Source organism: Mycolicibacterium sp. XJ879, from assembly GCF_053483935.1.
Genome location: NZ_JBEFTH010000013.1, coordinates 69,797 through 94,871 on the forward strand (window position 1 = coordinate 69,797; position 25,075 = coordinate 94,871).

The following is a 25,075-nucleotide window of genomic DNA, read 5'->3' on the forward strand; positions in this document are numbered from 1 at the left end:
GGCCTTTTCCGCCACAACCGCGCCGGGACCGCAGAGTCAACGGGAGCAAGGGGTGAGCTCCGAATTCCGTTCCGGCTTCGTCTGTTTCGTCGGGCGGCCGAACACCGGCAAGTCGACGCTGACCAACGCGCTGGTCGGCGCCAAGGTCGCGATCACGTCGAACCGGCCGCAGACCACCCGGCACACGATCCGCGGCATCGTGCACCGCGACGACTTTCAGATCATCCTGGTCGACACCCCCGGGCTGCACCGGCCGCGCACCCTGCTCGGGCAGCGGCTCAACGATCTGGTGAAGGAGACCTACTCCCAGGTCGACGTCATCGGGCTGTGCATCCCCGCCGACGAGAAGATCGGGCCGGGGGACCGGTGGATCTGCGAGCAGATCCGCGCTGTCGCACCCAACACCACGCTGATGGCGATCGTGACCAAGATCGACAAGGTGGCCAAGGACCGGGTGGCCGCGCAGTTGGTCGAGGTCAGCGAGCTGGTGGGCCCCGACGCCGAGATCGTGCCGGTCTCGGCGACCACCGGAGAGAACCTCGACGTGCTGACCGGCGTGCTTGCGGCCCAGCTGCCGCCGGGTCCGGCGTTCTATCCCGACGGCGAACTCACCGACGAGCCCGAGGAAACGCTGATGGCCGAGCTGATCCGCGAGGCCGCACTCGAAGGTGTGCGCGATGAGCTGCCGCACTCGCTGGCCGTCGTCATCGAGGAGGTCAGCCCCCGCGAAGGCCGCACGCCAGAACAAGGGGACCTTATCGACGTGCGCGCGAACCTGTTCGTCGAACGGGACAGCCAGAAGGGCATCGTCATCGGCAAGGGCGGTGCGCGGCTGCGCGAGGTCGGCACCGCCGCGCGCACGGCGATCGAGAAACTGCTCGGCACCAAGGTGTTCCTGGACCTGCGGGTCAAGGTCGCCAAAAACTGGCAGCGCGACCCCAAACAGCTGGGCCGGTTGGGCTTTTAGCTCCTCAGCCCGGGGCGCCCGCGCCCGGCTGTCCGAACGGGCGCTGCCCCGGGACGTGCACCGGCGGGGCGCCGTCGCCCTTGCCGTACACCGCGACCACCACGGTGCGGTCGATCAGGTTCTCCGACCAGACGCCGATGTCGACGTTGGAGCAGTCGGACATGATCGCGTGGTAGTCGGGCCGGTGATACCACTGGTTGATCAGCTCGATACCGCTGATGGCCAGCGCCGGGTTGATGGCGACGGTTTCGGCGACCACACCGTTGTAGCCGGCGCGGTGCGCGCGGTCGGCCACCGTCGACCCGTCCGAGCCGATGTCGCCGTTGAGCGCCCGATTGTTCAACACGTCGTTGGTGTGCCACTGGGCGGCCAGCCGCAGCTTCGGGTTGATCTTGATGTCGGTGTCGCAACCGGCCAGGTGCTGCATCGTGTAGACGTTGGCGACCACACCGTCGTTCAGCCGCTTGTTGTCGGCATTGGCCACCGACGTCCCGAACACCAGGCCGCCCGCAACCGCCAGTGCGGAAACCGCGTATGCGTAGCGTCGCGTTTTCATGATCGGCACATTACGCGACCTCGTCGGAGATCGACCCCGCAATGTCGGGTTCGGCTCGTCCGGTCGGCTCGGGATCCGGGGCAGGCCCGACGGTCCACCACGGCTGCGGCTGTTTCATCGCCCACCCATTGATGGCCTCCAACTCCGCGGCCAGCGAGACCAGCAACGGCTCGCTGTTCGCCGGACCCATCAGCTGCACCCCGATCGGCAGCCCGGACGAGGTGAAACCGGCGGGCACGTTGATCGACGGCCACCCCAGCAGGTTCCACGGCCAGGTCACCGGACACGCCTTGATCATCGTGCGGTCTGTAGAAAGTCCTGTCAGCCCGTCGAACGCATCGACCGGCGGTGGCGGTTGCGCGGTTGTCGGCGCCAGCACCACGTCGGCGATGTTGAAGATCCAGCCCATCCGACGCTGGGCAGCGGCCTCGCGCGCGCGGGCCTTACGCAGCACGTTCTCCGAAAGCAGCCGGCCCATCCGCAGGTTGGACTTGGTGCGGGTGTCCAGCGTGACGCCGTAACCGAGGCGCTCAGCCCACTCCAGCAGCCCCGACGTCGACCGGGACAGAAAGTTCCACGACATGCCGAGGCTGTAGCTCGGGTCGGCCTCGATGATGCTGTGCCCCAGTTCGCCCAGTTGGGCGGCGACGGCGTCCATCGCGGCGCGGATCTCCGGGTCCAGGGTGGCGCGGAACACCGTGAACGGAAACTTCGTCGACATCGCGACCCGCAGCGGGCCGGGCGCCTGCGCGACGGAATCCGAGACCCGCACCGAAGGTGGCTGATGAAGATCTCCCGGCGCGTTGCCCGACGCCGCGTCCAGCACGATCGCCGCGTCCGCGACGGTTCGGGCCAGCACTCCGTTGACCGTGATGCCGTTGAACGCCTCGGGCAGCGGCCAGGTGGAGATGCGGCCGCGCTGCGGTTTGATGCCGACCAGATGCGTCCACGCCGCCGGGATCCGCACACTGCCCGCGCCGTCGGAGCCGATGGCCGCGGTCACCAGACCGGCCGCGACGGCCGCGGCGCTGCCGCCCGAGGACCCGCCGGGGGTGTGCGCACGCGACCACGGGTTGCGGGTGTGGCCGAACCCCGGCCCGCTGGTGAACGGCCACTGGCCCAGCTCGCACGTGTTGGTCTTGCCGACGATCACCGCGCCCGCCGCGCGCAGTCGTCGCACCACTTCGGCATCTCTAGTGGCCACCGGCACCGTGCCGTCGGCGCCGAATCGGGTCGGCACCCCGGCCACGTCGACGTCGTCCTTGACCGCGATCGGCACCCCCAACAGCGGAAGTTGTTCGCCCGCCGCGCGTTTACGGTCGGCCGCGGCGGCGTCGGCCAATGCCTGCTCCCGCAAGACCACCCGAAACGCGTTGAGCGTCGGCTGGCTGGCCTCGATCACGTCCAGCGAGCGCCGCGTCAGCTCGACAGACGTCACAGATCCGCTCGCCAGCTGGAAAAGTTGCTGCGTGAGAGTGGGAAAACGGGCAGTGTCGACCATCACGTACCAGGATATCGGCGCTGCGACACAAAGATCTGTCGGATGCAGTGGGAGACTGTAACGATGCGGCTGTATCGGGACCGAGCGGTGGTGCTGCGCCAGCACAAGCTCGGCGAGGCCGACCGGATCGTCACCCTGCTGACCCGCCAGCACGGGCTGGTGCGGGCGGTGGCCAAGGGGGTGCGGCGTACCCGCAGCAAGTTCGGGGCCAGGCTGGAGCCGTTCGCGCACATCGACGTTCAGCTGCATCCGGGCCGCAACCTCGACATCGTCACCCAGGTGCAGGCCATCGACGCGTTCGCCAGCGACATCGTCAGCGACTACGGCCGCTACACCTGCGCGTGCGCCATGCTGGAGACCGCCGAACGGCTGGCCGGAGAGGAACGGGTGCCGATGCCCGCGCTGCACCGGCTGACCGTGGCCGCATTGCGGGCAGTGGCCGACGGGGCCCGGCCCCGGGAACTCGTGCTGGATGCCTACCTGTTGCGGGCCATGGGGATCGCGGGCTGGGCGCCTGCGCTGAGCGAATGCGCCCGCTGCGCCGCCCCCGGGCCGCACCGCGCGTTTCATGTCGCGGCCGGCGGAAGCGTGTGCGTGCACTGCCGCCCGTCGGGGTCGGTGACACCGCCGCAACCCGTACTGGACCTGATGGTCGCCCTGCACGACGGGGATTGGGAGTATGCGCAAGCGACCACGTCGTCGCATCGCAGCCAGGCCAGCGGCCTGGTGGCCGCACACCTGCAGTGGCATCTGGAGCGTCAATTGCGGACGTTGCCGCTGGTCGAGCGGGTCTATCGGGTGGATAGGACCCTGGCCGATCAGCGCGTGTCCCTGTTCGGGCAGGATGTGGCCCATGGCAGTGAAGAGGGCCGGGCAAAGGACGCGCAAGCAGACCTACCCCCAGCTGCCTCCGGCGCCTGAGGACTATCCGAGTTTCCCCGACAAGTCGACGTGGCCGGTCGTTTTCCCCGAGATCCCCGCCGGTACAAACGGCAGGTTCGCTCGTCCGCCCCAGCACACGTCGAAGGCCGCCGCCCCGCAGATACCGGCCGACCAAGTGCCCAACCACGTCGCGGTCGTCATGGACGGCAACGGGCGCTGGGCCACCCAGCGTGGACTGCACCGCACCGAGGGGCACAAGATGGGCGAGGCGGTCCTCATCGACATCACCTGCGGAGCAATCGAAATCGGCATCAGACACCTGACCGTTTATGCGTTCTCCACCGAGAACTGGAAACGCAGCACCGAAGAGGTGCGGTTTTTGATGGGCTTCAACCGTGAGGTGGTGCGCCGGCGTCGCGAGAACCTCAACGACATGGGTGTGCGGATGCGCTGGGTCGGCTCGCGGCCCCGCATGTGGCGCAGCGTGATCAAGGAGTTCGACATCGCCGAGCAGATGACCGTCGGCAATGACGTCATCACGATCAACTACTGCGTGAACTACGGCGGGCGCACCGAGATCGTCGAGGCCGCGCGCGCGCTGGCGCAGGAGGCGGTCGACGGCAAGATCAACCCGTCCCGCATCAGCGAGGCGACGTTCGCCAAACACCTGCACCGCGCCGACATTCCCGACGTCGACCTGTTCATCCGAACCTCGGGGGAGCAGCGGGCCAGCAACTTTCTGCTTTGGCAGGCCGCCTACGCCGAGTTCGTCTTTCAGGACAAGCTGTGGCCGGACTACGACCGCCGCGATCTGTGGGCGGCGTGTGAGGAGTACGTGAACCGCAACCGTCGCTTCGGCAGAGCCGAATGATGTACTTGAGCGGCAGGGCCTGATGGCGCTGCAGGAACGGCTCGCCTCGGTGCTCGCAGAGATCCTGCCGGTACAGCAGGAGGACGACGGCGCGGTCACGGTGCACCACGACGAGACGTTCGCGTCGCTGCGCACGGTGACGATCGCCGAGGGGCTCGAGATGGTGGCGCTGACCCAGATGCTGGCGTGGGATCTGCCGTATGACGCCAAGCTGCGCGCCAAGGTGGCCGACCACGCGCACAACACGCTGCTGGGCACCGTGTCGCTGGCCACCAAGAGCGCGCCGGCGCAGATCGCCGCCGGGGCCAAGCGTAACTCCAAGAAAGCCGCAGATGTGTTGCTGCGCTACAACTTTCCCGCCGCAGGTTTGAGCGACGATGCGCTGCGCACGCTGATCCTCATGGTGTTGGCGACGGGCGCGGACGTGCGGCGCGCGCTAGTCGGCTGAGCAGTCCCCGCAGCGCCCAAAGATCTCGATGGTGTGGGTGACGTCGGAGAATCCGTGTTCGCGCGCGACGTCGGCGGCCCAGGTCTCCACGTCGCGGCCCTGGATCTCGACGGTCGCGCCGCAGGCCCGGCACACCAGATGGTGGTGGTGGTCGTCTGAGCACCGCCGGTACACCGCTTCGCCGCTGTCGTTGCGCAACGTGTCGACGATGCCTGCGGCCGCCATCTGCTGCAGCGTGCGGTAGACGGTGGTCAGGCCGATTCCCTCGCCGCGCCGGCGCAGCTCGTCGTGCAGTTCCTGCGCGGAGCGGAACTCGTCGGTCTTCTCGAGCAGCGCGGCGACCGCGGCGCGCTGGCGGGTCGAGCGTACGCCGGTTGCGGTCATGTCTTGCCTTCGCCCGCATGGGTGACGGCGGCGACGACGATGTCGGCGAGGTGGTGATCCACCAGGTGGTACATCACTTCCCGCCCGGAGCGTTCACCGGCGACCACACCGGCCGCCTTGAGGATGCGCAGGTGCTGGCTGACCAACGGTTGCGGCACGCTCAGCGCGTCGACGAGCTCGTGCACGCAGCGGGCCGACTCGCGCAGCTGGAGCACGATCGCGATCCGCACCGGCGCCGCCAGCGCGCGCAATAAATCGCCGGAAGTGTCGAGCACGTCGCGGGGCGGTAGTTCAGGAAACGGGGCGCCGCTGTGGTCGTGGGTGCCGGCGGTGTCGGCGTCGTCGGCCAAAGTGGAAACGATTTCCATTATGGTGCCACCATACATGCGCGGTTGCGCATGTCAACGGGGGTCGAACGGGTCGCTAGGCTGTGCAGTCGTGGCTTCATCTTCTTCGATCATCGACACCGTGGCAAACCTGGCCAAGCGTCGCGGCTTGGTCTTTCAGTCCGGCGAGATCTACGGCGGCACCAAGTCGGCGTGGGACTACGGCCCGCTCGGGGTGGAACTCAAGGAGAACATCAAGCGGCAGTGGTGGCGTTCGGTGGTCACCAGCCGCGACGACGTCGTCGGCCTGGACAGCGCGATCATCCTGCCGCGTGATGTGTGGGTGGCCTCCGGTCACGTCGACGTGTTCAACGACCCGCTGGTCGAGTGCCTCAACTGCCACAAGCGCCACCGCCAGGACCACATGCAGGAGGCGTACCTCGAAAAGCACGGGGCCAAGAAGGGCCTTACCGACCCCGACTCGGTGCCGATGGAGGAGATCGCCTGCCCGGATTGTGGCACCAAGGGGCAGTGGACCGAACCGCGCGACTTCAACATGATGCTCAAGACCTATCTGGGTCCGATCGAGTCCGAGGAAGGTCTGCACTACTTGCGACCGGAGACCGCGCAGGGCATCTTCGTCAACTTCGCGAACGTGGTGACGACGGCGCGCAAGAAGCCGCCGTTCGGAATCGCCCAAACCGGCAAGAGCTTTCGCAATGAGATCACACCGGGCAACTTCATCTTCCGCACCCGCGAGTTCGAACAGATGGAGATGGAGTTCTTCGTCGAACCGTCAACGGCACGCGAGTGGCACCAGTACTGGATCGACGAACGCCTGCAGTGGTACGTCGACCTCGGTATCGACCGCGACAACTTGCGGCTCTACGAACATCCCCAGGAGAAGTTGTCGCACTACTCCGAACGCACGGTCGACATCGAGTACAAGTTCGGGTTCACGGGTAGCCCGTGGGGCGAGCTGGAGGGAGTGGCCAACCGTACCGACTTCGACTTGTCCACGCACACCAAGCATTCCGGCGTCGACCTGTCGTACTACGACCAGTCCGGCGATACGCGTTACGTGCCCTACGTCATCGAACCGGCAGCGGGGCTGACGCGGTCGTTCATGGCGTTTCTGGTCGACGCCTACGCCGAGGACGAGGCCCCCAACGCCAAGGGCGGGGTGGACAAGCGCACGGTGCTGCGGCTGGATCCGCGGCTGGCGCCGGTCAAGGCCGCGGTGCTGCCGCTGTCGCGCAACCCCGACCTGTCGCCGAAGGCGCGCGATCTGGCGGCCGAACTGCGCAAGTACTGGAACGTCGAGTTCGACGACGCCGGCGCGATCGGCAGGCGCTATCGCCGCCAGGACGAGATCGGCACCCCGTTCTGCGTGACCGTCGACTTCGACACGCTCGAGGATCAGGCGGTGACGATCCGCGAACGCGACGCGATGACGCAGGACCGCGTCGCACTCGACACCGTCAGCGACTACCTCGCCGCTCGCCTCAAGGGCTGTTAACTTTCCGGGCGCGAGCGGGCGTGTCAGAGGGCGACACGCCGCGTCAGATGCCGAGTTTGCGCACGCTCGCGACCACACGGTTATCCCCAACTGGGCATTCGTCCCCAACCGCACCGAAAAGGTCGCGGTGCTCGCGCGCGTCCCGCCGAGGATTAGTGGCCATGGCAGACGAAATCGAGACGCTCATCCAAGCGCAAGGTGGCGTCGCCACCACCGCTCAACTACTGGCTGCAATGAGCCGGAGTCAGCTCGATACCAAGATCCGCACCGGGCAGCTGATGAAGGTCTGGCCGGGCATCTACAGCCGTGAGGCGCCGGACAACATGACGCGGCTGAACGGGTTGGATCTACGTGCCGGTGAGCCGGTCGCGGTCTGCCTAGGAACCGCCGCGGCGGCATACGGATTCGACACCGAAGACGTCAGTGATCTTCATGTTCTCAATCCCGAAGGTCATCAACTGCGAAACTCCGACGGGCTGTTCATCCATCGCCGCGAAGGTGCGCCGTTAGGCGAGGTCGACGGCCGGGCAGCGACGGTACCCGCGTGGACCGCCGTTGAGGTGGCGCGGGGCCTGCGTCGTCCGCGCGCACTCGCCACACTAGATGCGGCCCTGCGCAGCGGCCTGTGCGACGCGCGTCAGTTGCGCGCTGCGGCGGCACGACAAGCCGGCAGGCGCGGCATCGTCGCGGTGCGCGAGCTGATACCGCTGGCACGGCCCGAAGCCGAGTCTCCGATGGAGAGTGAGGCCCGGCTCGTCATGATCGACGGTGGAATGCCGCCCACTGCCCTGCAATACGAGATCGTCGACCGCGACTTCCGGACCTGGCGAGTCGACTTCGCCTGGCCGGAACACAGACTCGCAGTCGAGTACGACGGCTTCGACTGGCACAGTGACCTGGACAGCCTTCGGCGGGATCGCCAGAAGCGAGCCGCGCTGAACGAGATCCGCTGGAGTGTCCTGTCGGTGGTATCCGACGACGTCAGATTCAGACCGGCGGCCATGTTGCGCCGCATCGAGGCCGAGTTGGAGCGGTCGTGGGCGGCGTGAGCGTGCGCAAACTTGCTGCTTTCGGCGGCGTGTCGGCCTCTGACACGCACGCTCGCGCCCAAAAGGGGGCAACCTAGAAGCGGCCGCCGCCGCCGGAGAAGCCGCCCCCGGAGCCGCCGAACGACCCCGGGCTGAACCCGCCCCCGCCGAAACCCCCGCCGAAGCCGCCGCGCATCGCACCGCCCAGCATGTTGCCGATGAGGATGCCGCCGATGACCGCGCCCATATTCCCGCCGCCACCGCCGCCGCCGTACGGGCCCATGTAGCTGCGCCGCGCCGCTTCGACATCGGCGTTGGCCAGCGCCTGCGCCTGGGCGGCCAGCATCGCCGCGCCGTTGGCGTGCGCGACGGCCTCCGCCGGCTCCGTCGACCGCTTGGCTTCGGCGGCGCCGATCTGCCGCACCGCCTCGGCCAGCCGTGTGCGGGCCTCTGGGCCGATGGTGCCGCGCCGGGTGTCGATGAAGTCCGACACCGAACGCACCCGGGACCGGGCGGTGAACAACGCTTCCTCAAGCGTGCGGTTCAGCCGGTCGGCGGCTTCGCGTTCCTTCTCGACGGCGGCCAACAGCCGGTCCAGATCGGCGTCGGCCTTGGTCAGCTCGGTGAACGTGCCCAGCGGATCCACTGATCCTTTGCGCTGCGCGGCTGCGACGGCGGCGGCTGCCGCGTCGCGCGCGGCTGTCAGCTCAGGCGCCTGGGGCACCGACCCCTGCGACAACAGGTTCCCGGCCTGCGTGATACCGGCCTTGATGTCCTCGATCGCGGCGGGCAAGCCAGCCGCGGCGCGGCGAATATCGCTGGCCGCGCTGTCGACCGCGTCCAGCAGCGAATTGGCCTGCCCCAAAGCGGATTCACCGGCCCGCACACTCTCGACGAGCTCGGTCTGACGTCCGGCCACGGGCCGCTCGGCCAACTCGCGCGCCCGGGTGATGTTCTCGTCGGCGAACGCCAGCAGCTCCTTGGCCGCGTCGACGTTGTCGGCCACCGACGTCAGCGCGTCGGCGTCGAACTCGTTGTGCAGTTCGGCCAGCTTTTGGCGCGACGGTTCGATGCGCGTGGTGATGTCGACGACCTGCTGGGTCATCTTGTTGAGCCGGGCGGGCGCGTTGATCACCAGGTCCCGCAGCCGCGCGAACTCCGCACTGCGTGCGTCGAGTTCACGGTCGGCCTTGGCGGCGGCCACCACCACCCGCGTCAACAGGTCGCGGCGCTGCGCCGGCGTCTCGGGGATCGCGTCGTCGAGTTGCTGGCGTACGTTGAAGGCTTGCGTCAGAGTGGCTTTGGCGTTGCGCACCGCGTCCGCGAACTTCGCGGTCTGCTCTTCGCCGAACTCTTCGACGGCTAGCTCTAGTTCGTGCTCGCTGGTGAGAAGCGCGTTGTCGACCTCGACGACCATCGACCGCGATAGGTCGTCGAGCGCGTCCACCGACACCTTCGCCAACGCATTGGGATCCGTTGGGTCGACGCGACGGGCCGCGGCGAACTCGGCCTCGCGGCGCTTGCTCCGTCGACGCCGGCTCCACAGCCACAACCCCAGCACGGCGACACCGATCACCGCCAGCACCACCAACACCGATGTCCAGCCGACCCCGCCTTCCGACGTGGTGTTCAGACCGGTGGCCGCCGCGATCGCCGCACCCGCCCAGTCGCCGCGGCGCAGCGCCGGTTCGATGTCGTCGCGCTGCAGCGCCCCCGCGTCGGACTGGTCCAGCACGCTCGACGGCACCTGGAAGGCGTAGGCGCGTTCGTTGGTGGCCACCGCCAACAGCGCGTCGCGGTCACCGAAGTCGCTGAGCTGCATGGTGGTTCGCGCCCAGCGCACTGGGCTCTGTCCGAAACTGTCGACGTAGACCACCCACAGCCGTACCCGCTTGTCGGTGTAGAGCTGCTCAACGGCGCTTTGGACCTGGGCGCGCTGGTCGGGCGACAGCACGCCCGCGCTGTCGGTGACGTAGCCCGCAACCCGGAACGGCGGTTCGGCGGCCGCGGTCGGGGCCAGCAGCACACTGGCGAAGAGCAGCGCGAACACGAGGCGAAGCAGACGGGCAAGGCGCATGGTCGCCAATGTAATGCGACGCGGGCGGAGACCACGCGCTACCCGCGAACACGGCTGGCAGACTGTGGTCCGGTGGCAGTGAATTCCGATCCGTACAACGAGTTCGACCGCGAGCGACAGGTGGTTGAACCGGCCAAGGCTGCCGGGCTGCCGGGCACCGACACCGAACATCGCACCGACTTCGCCCGCGACCGGGCCCGCGTGCTGCACAGCGCGGCGCTGCGCCGGCTGGCCGACAAGACCCAGGTGGTCGGCCCGCGCGAAGGCGAGACGCCGCGTACCCGGCTGACCCACTCGCTGGAGGTGGCCCAGATCGGCCGCGGCATGGCCATCGGGTTGGGCTGCGACCCGGACCTCGTCGACCTGGCCGGGTTGGCGCACGACATCGGACATCCGCCGTATGGGCACAACGGTGAGCGTGCGCTGGCCGAGGTCGCCGCCGACTACGGCGGGTTCGAGGGCAATGCCCAGAACATCCGGATCCTCACCTGTCTCGAACCGAAAATCCTTGATACACAGGGTCATAGCGCTGGCCTGAACCTGACGCGCGCCGCGTTGGACGCCGTCACCAAGTATCCGTGGCGCCGCGATGAGCAACACCGCAAGTTCGGTTTCTACGATGACGACGCAGCCACCGCCGACTGGATCCGTTCGGGCGCCCCGGCGCGGCGGCCGAGCCTGGAGGCTCAGGTCATGGACTGGGCCGACGACGTCGCCTACTCGGTGCACGACGTCGAGGACGGCGTCATCTCCGGGCGCATCGACATGCGGGTGCTGGCCGACGACGACGCAGCCGCCGTACTGGGCAAGCTCGGCGAATCCAGCGGGATGGGCGCGGGCCTGCGTGCCGACCACTTGCAGGCCGCGGCGGCGCGGCTGTCGAGCCTGCCGGTGGTGGCCGCCGTCGGCAAGTACGACGGCAGCCTGGGCGCGTCCGTCGCATTGAAACGGTTGACCAGTGAGCTGGTGGGGCGCTTCGCGTCGGCGGCCATCACGGCGACCCGGGAGGTCGCCGGACGCGGGCCGCTGGTGCGCTACGCCGCCGATCTGGCCGTGCCCGACCTGGTGCGCGCCGAGGTTGCCGTGCTCAAGATCTTGGCGCTGCAATTCATCATGTCCGACCCGCGGCACCTGGAGCTGCAGGCACAGCAGCGCGAACGCATCCACCGCGTGGCGCGTTGGCTGCTCGCGGGCGCGCCCGCGACGCTGGACCCGATCTTTGTGCCTGCGTTCAACGCGGCCGCAGCTGACGGCGCGCGGATCCGGGTGATCGTCGACCAGATCGCGTCGTACACCGAGGGCCGGCTGGCGCGAATGGAACCGGAGGAAGCGTAGTCAGGCTGGGCCTAGACTGTCCGCGTGGCAGGCCGCATTTCCGATCGAGACATCGCGGCCATTCGTGAACGCATCCGCATCGAGGACGTGGTCGGCGACTACGTGCAGCTGCGCCGGGCCGGCGCCGATTCGATGAAGGGGCTGTGCCCGTTCCACGACGAGAAGACGCCGTCGTTTCACGTTCGGCCGAACCACGGCCACTTCCACTGCTTCGGTTGTGGGGAGGGCGGTGACGTCTACGCCTTCGTCCAGAAGATCGAGCACGTCAGCTTCGTGGAGTCGGTCGAACTGCTCGCCGACCGGGTCGGCTACACGATCACCTACACCGGCGCGGCCGCGACGAACGTGCAGCGTGACCGCGGCAGCCGCAGCCGGCTGCTGGCCGCCAACGCCGCCGCCCAGGAGTTCTACGCCGATGCGCTGCAATCCGAGGAGGCCGGGCCGGCACGCCAGTATCTGCTCGACCGCAGCTTCGACGCCGAAGCCGCCGCCAGGTTCGGCTGCGGTTTCGCGCCGTCGGGCTGGGACACCCTGACGAAGCACCTGCTGCGCAAGGGGTTTGAGTTCAAGGAGCTCGAGGCGGCCGGGCTGTCGCGGGAGGGCCGCCGCGGCCCGATGGACCGGTTCCACCGCAGGCTGCTGTGGCCGATCCGGGCCAGCGGCGGTGAGGTGATCGGCTTCGGCGCCCGCCGGATCTTCGACGACGACCCGATGGAAGCCAAGTACATCAACACCCCCGAGACGGTGTTGTACAAGAAGTCCTCGGTGTTGTTCGGTCTGGATCTGGCCAAACGCGATATCGCCAAGGCGCACCGGGCCGTCGTCGTCGAGGGCTACACCGACGTGATGGCCATGCACCTGGCCAACGAGACCACCGCAGTGGCGTCCTGCGGCACCGCTTTCGGCGAGGGTCACCTGGCGCTGCTGCGCCGGTTGATGATGGACGACAACTGGTACCGCGGCGAGCTGATCTTCGTCTTCGACGGCGACGAGGCCGGCCAGGCGGCGGCACTGAAGGCGTTCGACGGCGACCAGCAGGTGGCCGGAAAGTCCTTCGTGGCAATCGCTTCCGACGGAATGGACCCGTGCGATCTGCGGCTGAAGTCTGGCGACAAGGCGCTGCGCGACCTGGTGGCACGGCGCATCCCGATGTTCGAGTTCGCGATCCGCAATCTGATCCCCGACGGCGACGTCCTCGACAACGACCCGCAGGCGCAGGTCGATGCGCTGCGCCAGTGCGTGCCGCTGGTGGCTCGGATCCGTGACTACGCGCTGCGCGACGAGTATGCGCGACGGCTGGCGGGATGGACGGGGTGGAGCGACGAGGGTCAGGTGCTGTCGCGGGTGCGTGAGGAGGCGCAGAAGCGCGGGATGCCGGACCGCCGTCGGCGTCGCGGAGCGGTGACCGAGGCCCCGCCGCGACGGGCGCCCAGCCAGCCGGTGACGGCAGCGCGGCCCGACCCGGCCGACCCGACGCTGTGGCCGCAGCGGGAGGCCCTCAAGGCGGCGCTGCAGTACCCCGCGCTGGCCGGTCCGGTGTTCGACTCGCTGACCGTGGAGAGTTTCACCCATCCCGGGTATGCGGCGGTGCGCGCGGCGATCGAGGCTGCAGGCGGTGCGTCGGCGGGTCTGTCGGGCGGGCAGTGGATCGAGGCGGTCCGCGAGAAGACCGCGGCCCCGGCCGCGGCCGGGCTGGTCAACGAACTCGGCGTGGAGGCCATCAACGTCGACGACGACGAACGGTTGCCGCGCTACATCGGTGGCGTGTTGGCCCGGTTGCAGGAAGTATGGGTGGGACGGCAGATCGCTGAGGTCAAGTCGAAACTGCAGCGCATGTCGCCGGTGGAACAGGGCGACGAGTACCACGCGTTGTTCGGCGACCTGGTCGCGATGGAGGCGTATCGCCGCAGCCTGCTGGAACAGGCCAGCGGCGACGACATGACTGCGTGAAGCCCGGTAACGCGATAGGGTTGGCACGCTATAAACCGTCGGGGGACGGTCAGAAAGGCAAGCTCGTGACATCGACCAACAACCGGGCGCGGCGGCTCGTCGCTGCGGGCGCCTTCGCGGTGGCCGCGGTCGCGGCGCCGTTCGCGGCAGCTGTGGTTTCTACCGGCGCTGACGTTCAGGTCGCGCAGGGCAACTGCCTGGCCTGGTTCGGCAATAAAGAAGACGGCAAGTGCCTCGGCCACTCGAACGGCAACGGCGTCAACGTCGGCACGCCGTACATCGGTCTCTACGGTCCCGACGGCGCGGGCTTCAGCACCGGCCCGCTGCTTCCGGGCACCACCATCTCCGAGGGCATCAACTAGGGCGCTGGCTACGCTGCGAGTTCTCCGGCCCGATCACCGCGGTCTCGGAGTCGATCTCGGTCAGGGTGACCAGCGCCGGATCCGGTGAGACCCGGTCGGCGATCTTGCGGCGGCCTGCATCGATGACGGCCTTGGCGGCCGGGCTCTCGGTGACTGCCTTGTAGGTTCCGGCGATCTGTTCATACCGCCGTCGGCCCGCCTTCGTGCCCAATACGTAGCCGACAGCCAATACGACGAGATACCGGATCACAGGGCCCCTCCCAGTCGACGGTTCATATGTGTCCATCCTGCCTCACGTGGCGGGGTGCGTGCGGGGTGGCGGCGTATTGGCGAGCGGTGCGGCACGTAAGCTAGAGTCACCGTCGATCCGTGGGGCAGATGATGTTCGCGGGTGCGCGATCCCCTGTAGCTCAATTGGCAGAGCATTCGGCTGTTAACCGAAGGGTTGCTGGTTCGAGTCCAGCCGGGGGAGCAAGGTCAGAGGCTCAATAGCCTCTTATGCACAACATCCGCACCACATCGCGCCCCTATATCCTTCCGCGGCGCGGACGATGCGTCAGATGCGCGGACGATGCGTCAGAAGCGCGGACGATGCGTCAGAAGGTAGTGCCTCGGTGTGACTCGAACTCTAATCGCGTGCTCCCGACAACCTTGGAGACTGGCCTACATCGCGCGACCACCTGGTGCGGCCTGATGAATCGTCGTGGGTGGCATTCAACTGCGATGAGCCGTGCGTGTAGCCATGGCAGCCAGCTCAGGACCCGGGGTTCAAACACTCGTTGAAGCAATCTACAACGAACGCCTCGGGATCCGTCAAGAATGTCGAGCCAGTAAGCAGCGTGCGCACGACGCCGTCGGACCAGCCGGCCTGTCGAACGTTTCCATCCGATCGTTTACATGTAGGACGCGGTGAGGGCTTGCTAGAAGCAGATCAAGACGTGACGCCATGGTGCCGCCCCCGGCGGCGGGCGCTTAAGGACCGGAGGAGAACGAGCGAGTGACTGGAATCGCCGAGACAGTGCAGAACTCGACCCAGTTGAAGCAACCGCTGACAGCGTTGCTCAACCAGCAGTGCTACCCGGTGGGCGGGGTGTACAAGCTGGACTACGACTCGGCGGTGGTGCTGACTGACGATTTTAAGAAGCACGAGGCCGGCGGCGTCCCGCGCGGCGGGTTCCTGCTTGCAGCCGCAGGGACGAATACGGCCACCGGCTTCGTGCTCGAAGATCAAGAGGTCATCCTGCTCCGCGTCCGGTCGACCGCGGCGCTGCCGAACGAATCTGAACTGGTGCAGACGCGGCTGGCAGTGGTCCGCGATGCCGGCGCTTCGGGCGTCGGCTTTGACGACGTGACCGACGTGCTGACCCGAAACGAGTTGCAGCAGTCGGCCTTCGACTGCGAGGTGCTGGGCACTTTCTACACCGACTCCGACGAGCGGAGCGCCCCGATCCGGTTCGGCGCCGACATAGACAACGTCGTCGTTTCCGCCCGGTACCAGGTGTTCCTGCCGTCCCCACAGGTGTTGTCCTGGCTGGCCTCGTATCCCGGCCCGACGAATCCGAACGACGCGCTCGCCATCGGACACGTGCGCTTTGCCGCCACGCGCCGTAAGGCACATCTCTCGGGCATCGACACCGCAGAAGTACGCGTCAACGTCGCCGACTTCGTGGGCCGCAAGACTGCTGTGTTCGGCATGACGAGGACCGGCAAGTCCAACACGATGAAGACCCTCGTCACCGCCGTGCACCGGTACGGCTCCGAGCATCGGCGCTTGATCGGGCAGCTGATCTTCGACCCGCAAGGCGAGTACGCCAACGTCAACCCCCAAGACGGGACAGGTCTGCGGCTGCTCGGCGACGACGACACGAGCGTGCGGATTTATAAGGTCGAGCCCGACCCGGCCGATGACCGCGAGAAGCCGCTGCGCATCAACTTCTACGACCAGGAGGTCCTCGAGGCAGCCTGGAGCCTCGTCAGCGAGGCCACCGCCCCGGTGAACACAAACTACGGAAAGAGCTTCCGCTCGGTGGCGCTCACCGAACCCGACCCTGACGACCGCAGTGCCCACAGCCGTTGGGGATGGGCGATGGTTGCGTTCTACGGGTTGCTGGCCAAGTGCGGTTTTCAGTGCGCAACTCTTCCGCAGGACCTCGTCATCGCTGCACCGGCGACCCCCACCGACCAGTTCATTGCCCAGCACGCCGGCATGCTCAGCCAAGCCGGCCGTGCCGGACGCTACCGTGTGCACTCTCCCGCGGCCGCTCGTGCTTTCGCCGAATGGGTGGGTGAGAGGTCGGCGGAATACCCCAAGTGGCACGACACCGAAAACTGCCACTTTGCCGACATTTATGGGGTGTACAAGTACACCGGTATCACCTCGGCAATCCGCACCATCCGCGCCTTTCACGGGGCTCAATCTGCAGGCGACGTCGGTGAGCACCTCTGGCAGGACATGATTGCCGGCCGGTTGGCGATCGTGGACCTGTCCAGCGGCAACGACACCGTCGCGAAGGCGATGTCCGAACGGGTCGTGACCCATTTGCTCAACCGCGCAGGTGAGCGGTTCCGCTCCGATCTTGAGCCCGTGGACATGCAGATCATCGTCGAGGAGGCGCATAACCTGTTCGAGCGCGGCGGGCGCGACGTCGCCGACGACCCTTGGGTCCGGCTGTCGAAGGAAGCCGCCAAGTACCGGATGGGCTTGGTGTACGCGACTCAGGAGGTCACCTCGGTCGACAAGCGCATCCTGTCGAACACGTCTAATTGGCTTGTCGCGCATCTGAATTCGGATCACGAGACGCGTGAGCTGTCGCACTACTACGATTTCAAGGTGTGGGCGCCGAGCATCATGCGAGCCGAGGACGTGGGCTTCGTGCGGATGAAGACGTACTCCGGCAAGTACATCGTGCCGGCCCAGATCGCCAAGTTCGACCATGCCATGGTCAACGCCGCGCGCGTCGCCGCCGGCCTGGCTGAACTCGATGCGCGCGCTGAAGGTCAGTGACTGTCGTGGCGTACCAGATGGAGCGCGCCTCTCGCCTTGGGCACGTCGATACCGTCCGCAACGAGGCCGTGCAGGCTGCCCTGCAACGATGGACGATTACATCCTCTCGGCCCGATTCCACCAGCGAGATCAAGGCGTTGTGCCGCCCGCTGACCGACCTCGAGTCGATCGGCCGGCCCGAGGACGTGGAGTTCTCGATCACCGTCGACGGCTCTGACACCGAAGTCGAGACGACTCGCGACCACCCGACGGTCAAGGTCGGCTACCTGCGTGTCGCGGGCTCCATGGTGCGGCTCGACTCGTTCCGCACGCTCGGCACCCAGCGGCACATCGACCCCCGGGACGTACGCAGCGCGCACACCCAGTACGCGTTCGACGTGGCGTTGCCGGGTTCTCAGCTAGTGCGTCCCGGCCTGTCCGGGGTCGACACCTGGCGCACTGAACTCAATTTGTTCCTGAGCAGCGCACGGTTCGACTCCAGCACCGAGATGACGTTGGCCGACGGCCTGTTGGCATTGCACGGCAGGCGCGGCAAACCTGCCGCCGAGGTCGCTCTTCGCGTGTGCCCCAACTGCGGCGTCAAAGCCGACCAGGGCGTCGCCATCACCGTGGGCGCCGACGGTGGCGAATGCACGGCATGCCGGGATCCGCTGTACCTGTCCGACGTGCTGCGCACCCATGAGGAATACTCCATTGAGGGGTCCAACTTCACACCGATGGGCCGGGTGATGACGGCGACCGAGCGGCTGATGTCGGTTTGCTACCTCAACTACTTCGCCGACACCGCCCCGGAGGTGCTGCGGCACACCCTGTTCATCACCGACGGCCCGCTGGCGCTGTTCGGGCCGCTGGCACCGCTGAAGCGACGGTTCGTCGAGCATCTCGGCGACCTCGCCACATGGTGCGGCGGGCGGGGTTTGACTGCACCATTGATGGTGGGCATCGAGAAATCGGGTGCGTTCGTTGAGCACGCGGCCCTCATTGGAGACCTCATAGCGCCGGGTTCGGTCATGCGCCTGCCGAACACCTACATCAACCGCATCAGCGGCCGTCCGCAGACCAACCGCTACGGGATCGACGAGTTCTACGGCCGCCGGTTCATCTACCGGACGCGCGCCGGGGACCCGCTTGTGCTCACCGTGCCCGCGGCGTCGGGTCTGTCGCCCTATGACGGTGGCGACGCAGTGGAGGGTTTCGAGGCGTACCCTACGCTGCGACTAGTCTGCGAGATCCTCGACTCGCTGCGCACGCACATGTATCAGAACGCCGTCGTGCCGGTCGCGCTGGCTCACTCCGCGGCAGCGCTGCCGCTCGGCGTCGGGCGGTCGGTGCTGACCATGATGGCTCAGCAGAACATTCCCGAGCTGAAGGTGGACGTGCAGGCGGTCAAGCGGCCCTCTTACTTTCCGGCGTAGCCATCGCCGAAATGTCGGAAACGTGGTGCAGGATACGGGCATGGCCCTCGTCAGCACGCTTGCGGCAACGACGGCCGCGGCCCGTCTCGCGGGTGTCGCGGACAGATTTGGCGCATCACCGGCTATCGGCTCGCTTCCGCGTCCCCTGCCGGCGGAGCTGGAGTCGATCGAGCATGCGCTAGCCGCTGGCCGCTATCAGTCGCCTTTGCGCTATCCGGGAGCCAAATCCGCTCTGGCGCCGGTGATCGCCCGGATCATCACCGCCGCTCGGCGATCCCGCGAAGTCGGAAATGTCGATCTGCTGGTCGAACCGTTCGCCGGCGGAGCGTCGACCTCGTTGCGGCTGGTCGGGTCTGGCATAGTCGACCGCATCCTCCTAGCCGACGCGGACCCGCTCGTCGCGGCATTCTGGCAGAGCGCCGCCGAGGACACCGAACGCCTTATCGACCGCGCCCACGACGAGTGGAATCGGTTCGTCCGTCCTGGCGGGCGCGCGGGTGTTGAACGGTGGGACTACTGGAGGGCCTGGCAGCCACGTCGGAGTGCCGCACCGCGGACGCGACGACTAGGAGCGGCGATGAAGTGTCTATTCCTCAACCGCACTACATTCTCGGGAATCCTGCACGGCACCGCCGGCCCGTTGGGTGGCCGTCTACAGCAGAGTCCTTACCCAATCGGATGCCGTTGGAACCCCCACGCCCTCGCCGAGCGCCTTCGCTTGGTCGGGCACCTCTACGAGAGCGGCCGTCTGGTTGATGTGTGGCGTAAGGACTGGAAGCAGACTCTGGTCGACGTGCCCGAGTACTACCCCCAGTTGCTTCCTTCGCGCGTCGTGGCGTACTTGGACCCGCCGTACGTTGAGAAGTCGTCCGCTCTGTACCGGGCGTCGTTCGACCCGTCTTACAGCTATCAGGGGACCCGACTAGCTCAGGCGTCCAAGGACGACTCCCTCCACCTCATGCTGGCTCATTACCTCACCTGTAAAGCGCAGTTCCGCTGGGTGTTGAGCTACGACAATCATCCGATGCTGACCGAGAACAGGTGGCTTTACGCCCGCAGCCGCATGACGCCGAGCGCGTCCGACCGCGCGCTGCTTGGCGTGTCGCAGTGGGCCATAAGCAAACGTCTGGTGACGACGCGCTACTCCGCGGCCGGCCGCGTCGGCAAGCGTTCGGCCAATGAATTGCTGCTTACGACGCTGCCGCCGGCGACGGTCCCGATCGATCACCAGTTGAGGGCACTCTGAGCCACTGCTTGACCCCTCAAAATCCGCAGCGTCAGTCTGTCTGCGTGATCCGTTTACGTCGCTTCTGCAGTGCCGCTTCCAGAATTGCACGTGACTCCGCCGCCGACTGATCGAAGAAGTCCGCTGGCCAATTATCAATGCCGCCGTACTCGTTCGTCTCGACAAGTCGGTAGGTCGTTCGGCCCTCGCTCTGTTCGGTGAACAGCAAGCCGACTCCGTCGCGCACGGCGTCGGACTCGTCTTCGGCGATGCGCAGACGAAGCCGCGAAACGAGATACTCACTATGGGTTTCGACGATGAGTTGACGGTTCGACGCCGCGATGGCGAGTAGGAAGTCGGCCAGCCGCTGCTGGACTGCCGGGTTGAGATGCAATTCGGGTTGCTCAATGAGCACCAGGGAGCCCCGCGGAGCCTCTAGGCACAGTACAAGGACCGGCAGCAGTTGGCTTACACCCGTGCCGACACTAGTCAAGTCGAGGTCTACGTCGACGAACTGCTGCTGGATCTGCAGCTCCAGACCCAGTCGGCCCTGATCGTGGGTGTCGATCCGATCACCCATCTTCAGGTAAGCGACCCACTGGTTCATCGCATCTTTGAGCTTCACCCGCGATGTGGCGCCAAGGCGATTGTTTGCACCAGGCAGCGGGACGTCGACGATGCGTGAGCCGCTGTTTTGCAAGACGGCGGCCAAGAACTCGCCTTTAGCGCCGATGTACCCCGTGGCAGCTTCAGCGGAATCCTGGTAGACGACGCGAGGATCCTCGCGCAGCGGGCCGAGATACCGGACCCTCGAGCGGAGAAAGTTGAGGATTGCGCGCACCGGTGCCGACGTGCGTTGCAGTGAATTTACGACGGGTACCTCGCCGGTAATCGCCGCGTCGTTGAGCCGGCGAACGACCGCGGCGCCGAATAGAGGATCGATGACCTTATTCGCGTCGACGCTGAGACTGTGCGCCTTGGTGTACTTATCCTCGAATAGATTGCGCACGGCAAGCCAGATATGCCGGGTGGTCTTCAAGTCGGCTTCGTTGCGACGCCAGATGCTGACGATGTCGCCAACAACGAGCTCCTCGAGTTCTGCCCAATCCTGCTCAGTAGAAGCGTCGTCGTTCTTCGCTCGCTCCGTGGTGTAGCGACGCCGAGCCGACGAACTCTCCATATAGGCGTTTCTCCACGCCTCCCACAGCAGCTGACTCTTCGACTCGCGCACGATTCCGTTCATCGGCAGACCGCCTTGCAGCGTCACGTCGACGAGGTCGAGTTTCTGCTTGCCGGTGGTATACGAACCGATTAAGTGCCGATCCGCGACGGCGTCGGCCTCCGGCGAAGAGTCCGCTGGTGCTGCGCGCGCGTGTAATTGGCACGGTCCCAGGCGGTGATCGGTTTCGGTGTCAACGCCAGAGACCGAGAAGTGAACCTCGTCGATATAGGCGTGTCCGCTCTGCCCCTCAGGAGCCTCGCCAAGAAGCATCTCCCAGTCCACAAGCTGGCTAATGGTTCGATGGCGCTGGCGGGCCCGAATCCGAGCAGGCACCGGTCCGCGGTTCAAGTCCACTCCGGAGGTCAGTTGAAACTGCCCGCCCAAGGCGAACGACGTAGGACGGACCTCGGATGGACCCGCGTAACGGGTCTGTTCGACCGTGCCGAGTCGAATCGTCGTTCCGTTGAGAGGGAAACGGTCACCCGATGTCGAAGCCGCCGCAGCTTGACTCGCGGCCAGGATGCTCTGAATTAGCGTGCTCTTCCCCGCACTGTTAGCGCCGACAAGAACCGTCAACGGCAAGAAGGCGACCTCGGCGTCTTTGACAGACTTGAAATTTTTCAGCCTCCACGCTTTTAAAGTTATATAGGCATCCTCGCCGCGCGCGAGAACCGCACGATTGAACTCGTCATCATCATCAATCATCAACACTCCTGACATATTTAAGAATGGCAAGGCACAAGGACGCTTTGAAACATTCGGCGTCCAACCGTGCGGCGTTGCGGGTAGGGAGCGGCGTCACGGGACCGGCCCAGGAACCTGACGAACGTAGTACCCGAGGCGCCACAATTCAACAACGCCTGGATCTGCAGCGATTCCAAGCCCGGTCGGTCGACGGCAGCAACGTCCGGCACGTCCGGCTCTTCGTCTATTGACCACAACTTTTGATTGAGGACCTGAGTCACGGTGTTATAGAGATCGAGCAGACCCGACCTGCGGTAAGACTCCTCGAGTTCGCGATCACTAAGAATCCCCTGCATAAGCCAGGTCGGCATCGAAACCTCACCGCTTTCGACCTTTGACACAACGTGAAGCACAAAATCCACCAAGTCAAAATCCGAGAACCCAGCGGGATCCATTCTGAACGACACAGGATCAACGATCAGATCCTGCTTTCCGTCGATTAACTGCCGAGTGCAGTCTCCCGTGACAGCTTTCAACCGATCCAACTCCGCAACTTTATTGGCCCATCTCGGATCCGACGATGAATCAAGTGGCGGCCCCGCCCTGTGTTGATGCGGAATGGCATCAGCAGGCGGATTTCTAGGAAACAGATCTCGAACCATCTCGCCGGAAAGCGAAGCAATGGTTTTCAATTGCACATTCCAGACATATCCGAAGACGTCTGTTTGCGCGGCGAGCGCATATGGCAATCCAGTCGAATCCGGTGACAGATAAATGTCTCTGTCGGTCGCCAACTCGACGTCTGGAGTCAAGAGCACCACAGTGAACGAATATGACCGCGGGTCGGAATCCACTACCAGCACGAGGACGTTATCTGCCGAACGCTCCATGGGTTCGGCACGACAGATAGAGCCGACGGACGGCAGCCCGCCGCCACCGTCGGCGTCAACGCGCGGGTACGTCGCCTTGAGTTGAGACAGCCAGCTGTAACGGGGTTGGTTCATGGCGTTCCCTCCGTCGTCGCAAGTGCGACGATTAACGCGTCCATTAAGGCGTCATCCGAGACGTTCCCGACGTCGGCCAGCGCGACTTGGAGTTGCGCGAAGGCTTCGCGCTTGTATTTGTCGACTGTCGGTCGGCTGATCTGCAGCAGCCTTGCCAAGCTGGCGTCAGAGTCGCCGCGCAACTTGCCGATTAGCACCCTACGTTCCACGGCGCTGAGAGCGGTTACCGCCTGATCCACGGTCTCCTTCATTACCTTCGCCTCCTCGGGGCCGGGAGACGATTTCAGCCCGAAATGCTCCTCATTTGCCTCAAGCTCGCTAGGCACTAGGAATGTCAACGCCTCGCCAAACAATTCGTCGAGTAGTCCGCGGGTGACCGACGGGTAGGTCGCGGCGATGTCTGCGACGGCCGCCTCGAGTTCGGCCCGTGCCCATACTGGACTCGCACGTTCGCTCGACTCTCCTGGCAGGCGAGGGAGCTCCTTCAATCGCGTCACCAGCCGATGCCGCTGCAGCGAGTCTGGTGGGCTCCCAGGTGACCGGCCATCAGTTCGGCACCATGCCTCGCCGTCGGCGTCGGTCGACAATTCGTAATTGGGCGCGACCAGTGCCTGCACGGCGCGATCGACCAGATTGTCGACCACCGTGCGGCGTGAACGACGTCGGGAGGACACCGCAAATTTTGTTTGTCGCCACAGCAGGCGACGAATTGAGTCCAGATCGTGGGCGACTGTGCAGATGTACTCGATCTGGCGCTTTCTCAAAAGGTGTTCAACGACGTCTTGAAGCAGGTCTTCGCGCGCCGCGTCGTCCCACTTGGCGGTTCCCGAATACGTCTGTGGTGCATACCGGTTGGCGACGATACGACACATTCTTTCGACTTCGGCGACCCACAACTCGCCGATGCCCTCGATTCGATGCTCGTGGACAAGATCATCAAACAGCCCCCCGATCGCCAGTCGGTCCTCGAGATCCTCGGTAACCTCTGGCGGCGCTGCATCGGCGACCTCATCAAGTGGATCTAGCTGTGCATTCGGGCCATCGTCGCTCGGCAGTGAGCCGTCAGTCATGTCGGGCCTGCCATGACAGCTCTTACCGTGTTTTCATCGTCTTCTGAACAGAGGCGATTCGCATCGCACAACTTGTCTTTGCTCACCGGAAGTGGAAGCCGAGTGACCACCCAGCCGTCCCTATCAAGCCAGCATGTGGGCCACTCGTTGCGATGGCCATGAGCCGGGTTAAGCGGTTCAGCACTATGCCTTTGGGTCGTTCGAGCGTAGACGACCGCAAGCGGCCCCGACTCCGGCCACCTGCGGAGCACTATTGCTCTATTTCTGTTCTTATGTGGCGCGAATGGTAAGTCCTTATCGGGCAGATGAAACCACGCCTCGCCCTCAGGCGGTCCTAGGCCAAGTCGTGCGCGCAGGCCGTCTAGAGCTAGCCGCGCCACGCCACCCCCTACACATATAGCAATCACCACCCCTGTATCCGCGGTCGCGCTCAATAATGCATCAACCGGGCCGAAAACTTGACGGTTCGACGTCCCCATCTACGGACGTGGCGTGGCAGGACCGGCGCGGCTCGTCACCGTGGGGTCGCCGCTGGCCCACGCGGAGATACTGCTGGCGGCTGGCCGGCAAGAGCTTCGGCGCCGCACCCGAAGGCGGTTGTTACCAACAAATCCGCCCATATGGCAACCCTGGGTTGAGAAGGATTACAACATCAGGTACAAACCGTACCGCGGCGGGCCGGCCGACCGGCTCGCCGACGGCTCGTCGGCCCGCTGGCTTGAGGAGCGGATTGGTACAGAACGGCTGCATCCGGCTGCGCCCTTCGCAGCCACAACGTGGACGAACTTGTATTTCAAGCACGACCTCGTCGCAGGAGCGTTAGCCCCTCATTTCGGCGACGGGATCCGCGATGTATGCCTCGGGGAGTTCGACGCAAAATTGACGAACTTTGTTGGCCGGCGATACCCGCACTCCAGTTATTGGCCTGGACGCGGCAAGAATCGAATTGGCACGGACGAGTCGGCCAGGGAACTGCGCAATCTCATTCTGAACGTAGCACCCATGCTCGTAATTGAGGGCGATGCCAAAACGCTCCGAGCTGTTAAGCCTTTGCTGGAACCTAAGCGACGGGACTGGCCTCACAACGACCCCAATTTTGGCGATCTGGTGGAAGTCCGGCTTCTGCAAGATGCCATAGAAAGTACTCAAGAGTCTCCGGTCAAGCGCTGGTTATAGCCATGGGGTTCGCCGTGGATCACAATCGTCGACGCGCGAGAACTTGCCGAAATCATCGCAGAAGAAAAG

General features: G+C 65.7%; 22 protein-coding genes and 1 tRNA gene. 14 read left to right on the forward strand and 9 right to left on the reverse strand.

The annotated features are described in order from the left end of the window. The first annotated feature begins 52 nt into the window (after positions 1 to 52). Positions 53 to 967 carry a GTPase Era gene (era, locus tag ABQF13_RS22400; protein WP_448394993.1) on the forward strand — a complete coding sequence of 305 codons (915 nt, stop codon included), beginning with the start codon at positions 53 to 55 and terminating at the stop codon, positions 965 to 967. A 4-nt stretch (positions 968 to 971) separates the two neighbouring features. On the opposite strand, the gene ABQF13_RS22405 is transcribed toward era, so the two are convergent. Together ABQF13_RS22405 and ABQF13_RS22410 are read right to left on the reverse strand one after the other, a co-directional pair. Next, entirely contained in the window at positions 972 to 1,523 is a 552-nt protein-coding gene (locus ABQF13_RS22405) for a CAP domain-containing protein (RefSeq protein WP_448394994.1), read from the reverse strand. Positions 1,524 to 1,533: 10 nt separating this feature from the next. Continuing rightward, positions 1,534 to 3,024 (reverse strand): amidase, encoded by a 1,491-nt coding sequence (locus ABQF13_RS22410; RefSeq protein ID WP_448394995.1) that lies wholly within the window; start codon positions 3,022 to 3,024, stop codon positions 1,534 to 1,536. A gap of 63 nt (positions 3,025 to 3,087) precedes the next feature. On the opposite strand from ABQF13_RS22410, the gene recO reads away from it, so the two are divergent. The 3 genes from recO to ABQF13_RS22425 are packed head-to-tail and all read left to right on the forward strand — an operon-like array spanning position 3,088 to position 5,225. Next, complete coding sequence (recO, locus tag ABQF13_RS22415) at positions 3,088 to 3,945, forward strand: DNA repair protein RecO (protein WP_448394996.1); 858 nt, start codon at positions 3,088 to 3,090, stop codon at positions 3,943 to 3,945. Next, a complete protein-coding gene (locus tag ABQF13_RS22420; protein WP_448394997.1) occupies positions 3,878 to 4,777 on the forward strand; it encodes a decaprenyl diphosphate synthase in 900 nt (299 codons plus the stop codon). The genes recO and ABQF13_RS22420 overlap by 68 nt, the downstream gene beginning before the upstream one ends. A 22-nt stretch (positions 4,778 to 4,799) precedes the next feature. Beyond that, the gene (locus tag ABQF13_RS22425) at positions 4,800 to 5,225 is read left to right on the forward strand and encodes a hypothetical protein (protein WP_448394998.1); all 426 of its coding nucleotides are present in this window, start codon (positions 4,800 to 4,802) and stop codon (positions 5,223 to 5,225) included. On the opposite strand, the gene ABQF13_RS22430 is transcribed toward ABQF13_RS22425, so the two are convergent. Together ABQF13_RS22430 and ABQF13_RS22435 are read right to left on the reverse strand one after the other, a co-directional pair. Further along, positions 5,214 to 5,609: a Fur family transcriptional regulator gene (locus tag ABQF13_RS22430; protein ID WP_448394999.1), complete on the reverse strand. Its 396-nt coding sequence runs from the start codon at positions 5,607 to 5,609 to the stop codon at positions 5,214 to 5,216. The genes ABQF13_RS22425 and ABQF13_RS22430 overlap by 12 nt on opposite strands. After that, the gene (locus tag ABQF13_RS22435) at positions 5,606 to 5,977 is read right to left on the reverse strand and encodes an ArsR/SmtB family transcription factor (RefSeq protein WP_448395000.1); all 372 of its coding nucleotides are present in this window, start codon (positions 5,975 to 5,977) and stop codon (positions 5,606 to 5,608) included. Before ABQF13_RS22435 ends, ABQF13_RS22430 begins: the two co-directional genes overlap by 4 nt. A gap of 70 nt (positions 5,978 to 6,047) precedes the next feature. Here ABQF13_RS22435 and ABQF13_RS22440 point away from each other — a divergent pair, with 70 nt between their 5' ends. Further along, positions 6,048 to 7,454 (forward strand): glycine--tRNA ligase, encoded by a 1,407-nt coding sequence (locus ABQF13_RS22440; RefSeq protein WP_448395001.1) that lies wholly within the window; start codon positions 6,048 to 6,050, stop codon positions 7,452 to 7,454. A 161-nt stretch (positions 7,455 to 7,615) separates the two neighbouring features. Next, complete coding sequence (locus tag ABQF13_RS22445; protein ID WP_448395002.1) at positions 7,616 to 8,503, forward strand: type IV toxin-antitoxin system AbiEi family antitoxin; 888 nt, start codon at positions 7,616 to 7,618, stop codon at positions 8,501 to 8,503. A 73-nt stretch (positions 8,504 to 8,576) separates the two neighbouring features. On the opposite strand, the gene ABQF13_RS22450 is transcribed toward ABQF13_RS22445, so the two are convergent. Next, positions 8,577 to 10,559 carry a TPM domain-containing protein gene (locus ABQF13_RS22450; RefSeq protein ID WP_448395003.1) on the reverse strand — a complete coding sequence of 661 codons (1,983 nt, stop codon included), beginning with the start codon at positions 10,557 to 10,559 and terminating at the stop codon, positions 8,577 to 8,579. A 72-nt stretch (positions 10,560 to 10,631) separates the two neighbouring features. Between ABQF13_RS22450 and ABQF13_RS22455 the strand changes: the two genes are divergently transcribed. The 3 genes from ABQF13_RS22455 (at position 10,632) to ABQF13_RS22465 (ending at position 14,206) form a co-directional block, all read left to right on the forward strand. Further along, entirely contained in the window at positions 10,632 to 11,894 is a 1,263-nt protein-coding gene (locus tag ABQF13_RS22455; RefSeq protein ID WP_448395004.1) for a deoxyguanosinetriphosphate triphosphohydrolase, read from the forward strand. A 24-nt stretch (positions 11,895 to 11,918) separates the two neighbouring features. After that, positions 11,919 to 13,844, forward strand: coding sequence for a DNA primase (gene dnaG, locus ABQF13_RS22460; protein WP_448395005.1), 1,926 nt, complete (start codon positions 11,919 to 11,921; stop codon positions 13,842 to 13,844). A 65-nt stretch (positions 13,845 to 13,909) separates the two neighbouring features. Then, positions 13,910 to 14,206, forward strand: coding sequence for a DUF7155 family protein (locus tag ABQF13_RS22465; protein ID WP_448395017.1), 297 nt, complete (start codon positions 13,910 to 13,912; stop codon positions 14,204 to 14,206). Here the strand turns inward: ABQF13_RS22465 and ABQF13_RS22470 are convergent. After that, complete coding sequence (locus ABQF13_RS22470; protein WP_448395006.1) at positions 14,199 to 14,456, reverse strand: hypothetical protein; 258 nt, start codon at positions 14,454 to 14,456, stop codon at positions 14,199 to 14,201. The genes ABQF13_RS22465 and ABQF13_RS22470 overlap by 8 nt on opposite strands. A 149-nt stretch (positions 14,457 to 14,605) precedes the next feature. Here ABQF13_RS22470 and ABQF13_RS22475 point away from each other — a divergent pair. The 4 genes from ABQF13_RS22475 (at position 14,606) to ABQF13_RS22490 (ending at position 19,871) form a co-directional block, all read left to right on the forward strand. After that, positions 14,606 to 14,678, forward strand: a tRNA-Asn gene (locus tag ABQF13_RS22475). A gap of 525 nt (positions 14,679 to 15,203) precedes the next feature. Further along, positions 15,204 to 17,210: an ATP-binding protein gene (locus ABQF13_RS22480; RefSeq protein ID WP_448395007.1), complete on the forward strand. Its 2,007-nt coding sequence runs from the start codon at positions 15,204 to 15,206 to the stop codon at positions 17,208 to 17,210. Next, a complete protein-coding gene (locus tag ABQF13_RS22485; RefSeq protein ID WP_448395008.1) occupies positions 17,207 to 18,625 on the forward strand; it encodes a hypothetical protein in 1,419 nt (472 codons plus the stop codon). Before ABQF13_RS22480 ends, ABQF13_RS22485 begins: the two co-directional genes overlap by 4 nt. 40 nt (positions 18,626 to 18,665) lie before the next feature. Continuing rightward, positions 18,666 to 19,871, forward strand: coding sequence for a DNA adenine methylase (locus ABQF13_RS22490; RefSeq protein ID WP_448395009.1), 1,206 nt, complete (start codon positions 18,666 to 18,668; stop codon positions 19,869 to 19,871). Between the two features lie 31 nt (positions 19,872 to 19,902). Here the strand turns inward: ABQF13_RS22490 and ABQF13_RS22495 are convergent, their stop codons facing one another. From ABQF13_RS22495 to ABQF13_RS22505, 3 genes are read right to left on the reverse strand one after another with little or no spacing between them, the layout of a single operon-like run. After that, on the reverse strand, positions 19,903 to 21,777 hold the full coding sequence (locus tag ABQF13_RS22495) for an AAA family ATPase (RefSeq protein ID WP_448395010.1): 1,875 nt from the start codon (positions 21,775 to 21,777) through the stop codon (positions 19,903 to 19,905). A 17-nt stretch (positions 21,778 to 21,794) separates the two neighbouring features. After that, positions 21,795 to 22,760 (reverse strand): hypothetical protein, encoded by a 966-nt coding sequence (locus ABQF13_RS22500; RefSeq protein ID WP_448395011.1) that lies wholly within the window; start codon positions 22,758 to 22,760, stop codon positions 21,795 to 21,797. Continuing rightward, positions 22,757 to 23,830, reverse strand: a complete 1,074-nt coding sequence (locus ABQF13_RS22505) for a helix-turn-helix transcriptional regulator (protein WP_448395012.1) — start codon at positions 23,828 to 23,830, stop codon at positions 22,757 to 22,759. Before ABQF13_RS22505 ends, ABQF13_RS22500 begins: the two co-directional genes overlap by 4 nt. Positions 23,831 to 24,322: 492 nt before the next feature. Here ABQF13_RS22505 and ABQF13_RS22510 point away from each other — a divergent pair, with 492 nt between their 5' ends. After that, positions 24,323 to 25,006, forward strand: coding sequence for a hypothetical protein (locus ABQF13_RS22510; protein WP_448395013.1), 684 nt, complete (start codon positions 24,323 to 24,325; stop codon positions 25,004 to 25,006). Positions 25,007 to 25,075 lie beyond the last annotated feature (69 nt).

Bases quoted from the DNA above. Each gene is read 5' to 3' on its own strand.
- ABQF13_RS22500 (WP_448395011.1), bottom strand. From the start codon at position 22,760: ATGAACCAACCCCGTTACAGCTGGCTGTCTCAACTCAAGGCGACGTAC.
- ABQF13_RS22425 (WP_448394998.1), top strand. From the start codon at position 4,800: ATGGCGCTGCAGGAACGGCTCGCCTCGGTGCTCGCAGAGATCCTGCCG.
- ABQF13_RS22490 (WP_448395009.1), top strand. From the start codon at position 18,666: ATGGCCCTCGTCAGCACGCTTGCGGCAACGACGGCCGCGGCCCGTCTC.
- ABQF13_RS22405 (WP_448394994.1), bottom strand. From the start codon at position 1,523: ATGAAAACGCGACGCTACGCATACGCGGTTTCCGCACTGGCGGTTGCG.
- ABQF13_RS22445 (WP_448395002.1), top strand. From the start codon at position 7,616: ATGGCAGACGAAATCGAGACGCTCATCCAAGCGCAAGGTGGCGTCGCC.
- recO (WP_448394996.1), top strand. From the start codon at position 3,088: ATGCGGCTGTATCGGGACCGAGCGGTGGTGCTGCGCCAGCACAAGCTC.
- ABQF13_RS22505 (WP_448395012.1), bottom strand. From the start codon at position 23,830: ATGACTGACGGCTCACTGCCGAGCGACGATGGCCCGAATGCACAGCTA.
- ABQF13_RS22430 (WP_448394999.1), bottom strand. From the start codon at position 5,609: ATGACCGCAACCGGCGTACGCTCGACCCGCCAGCGCGCCGCGGTCGCC.
- ABQF13_RS22420 (WP_448394997.1), top strand. From the start codon at position 3,878: ATGGCAGTGAAGAGGGCCGGGCAAAGGACGCGCAAGCAGACCTACCCC.
- ABQF13_RS22495 (WP_448395010.1), bottom strand. From the start codon at position 21,777: ATGATTGATGATGATGACGAGTTCAATCGTGCGGTTCTCGCGCGCGGC.
- ABQF13_RS22450 (WP_448395003.1), bottom strand. From the start codon at position 10,559: ATGCGCCTTGCCCGTCTGCTTCGCCTCGTGTTCGCGCTGCTCTTCGCC.
- ABQF13_RS22410 (WP_448394995.1), bottom strand. From the start codon at position 3,024: ATGGTCGACACTGCCCGTTTTCCCACTCTCACGCAGCAACTTTTCCAG.
- ABQF13_RS22435 (WP_448395000.1), bottom strand. From the start codon at position 5,977: ATGGAAATCGTTTCCACTTTGGCCGACGACGCCGACACCGCCGGCACC.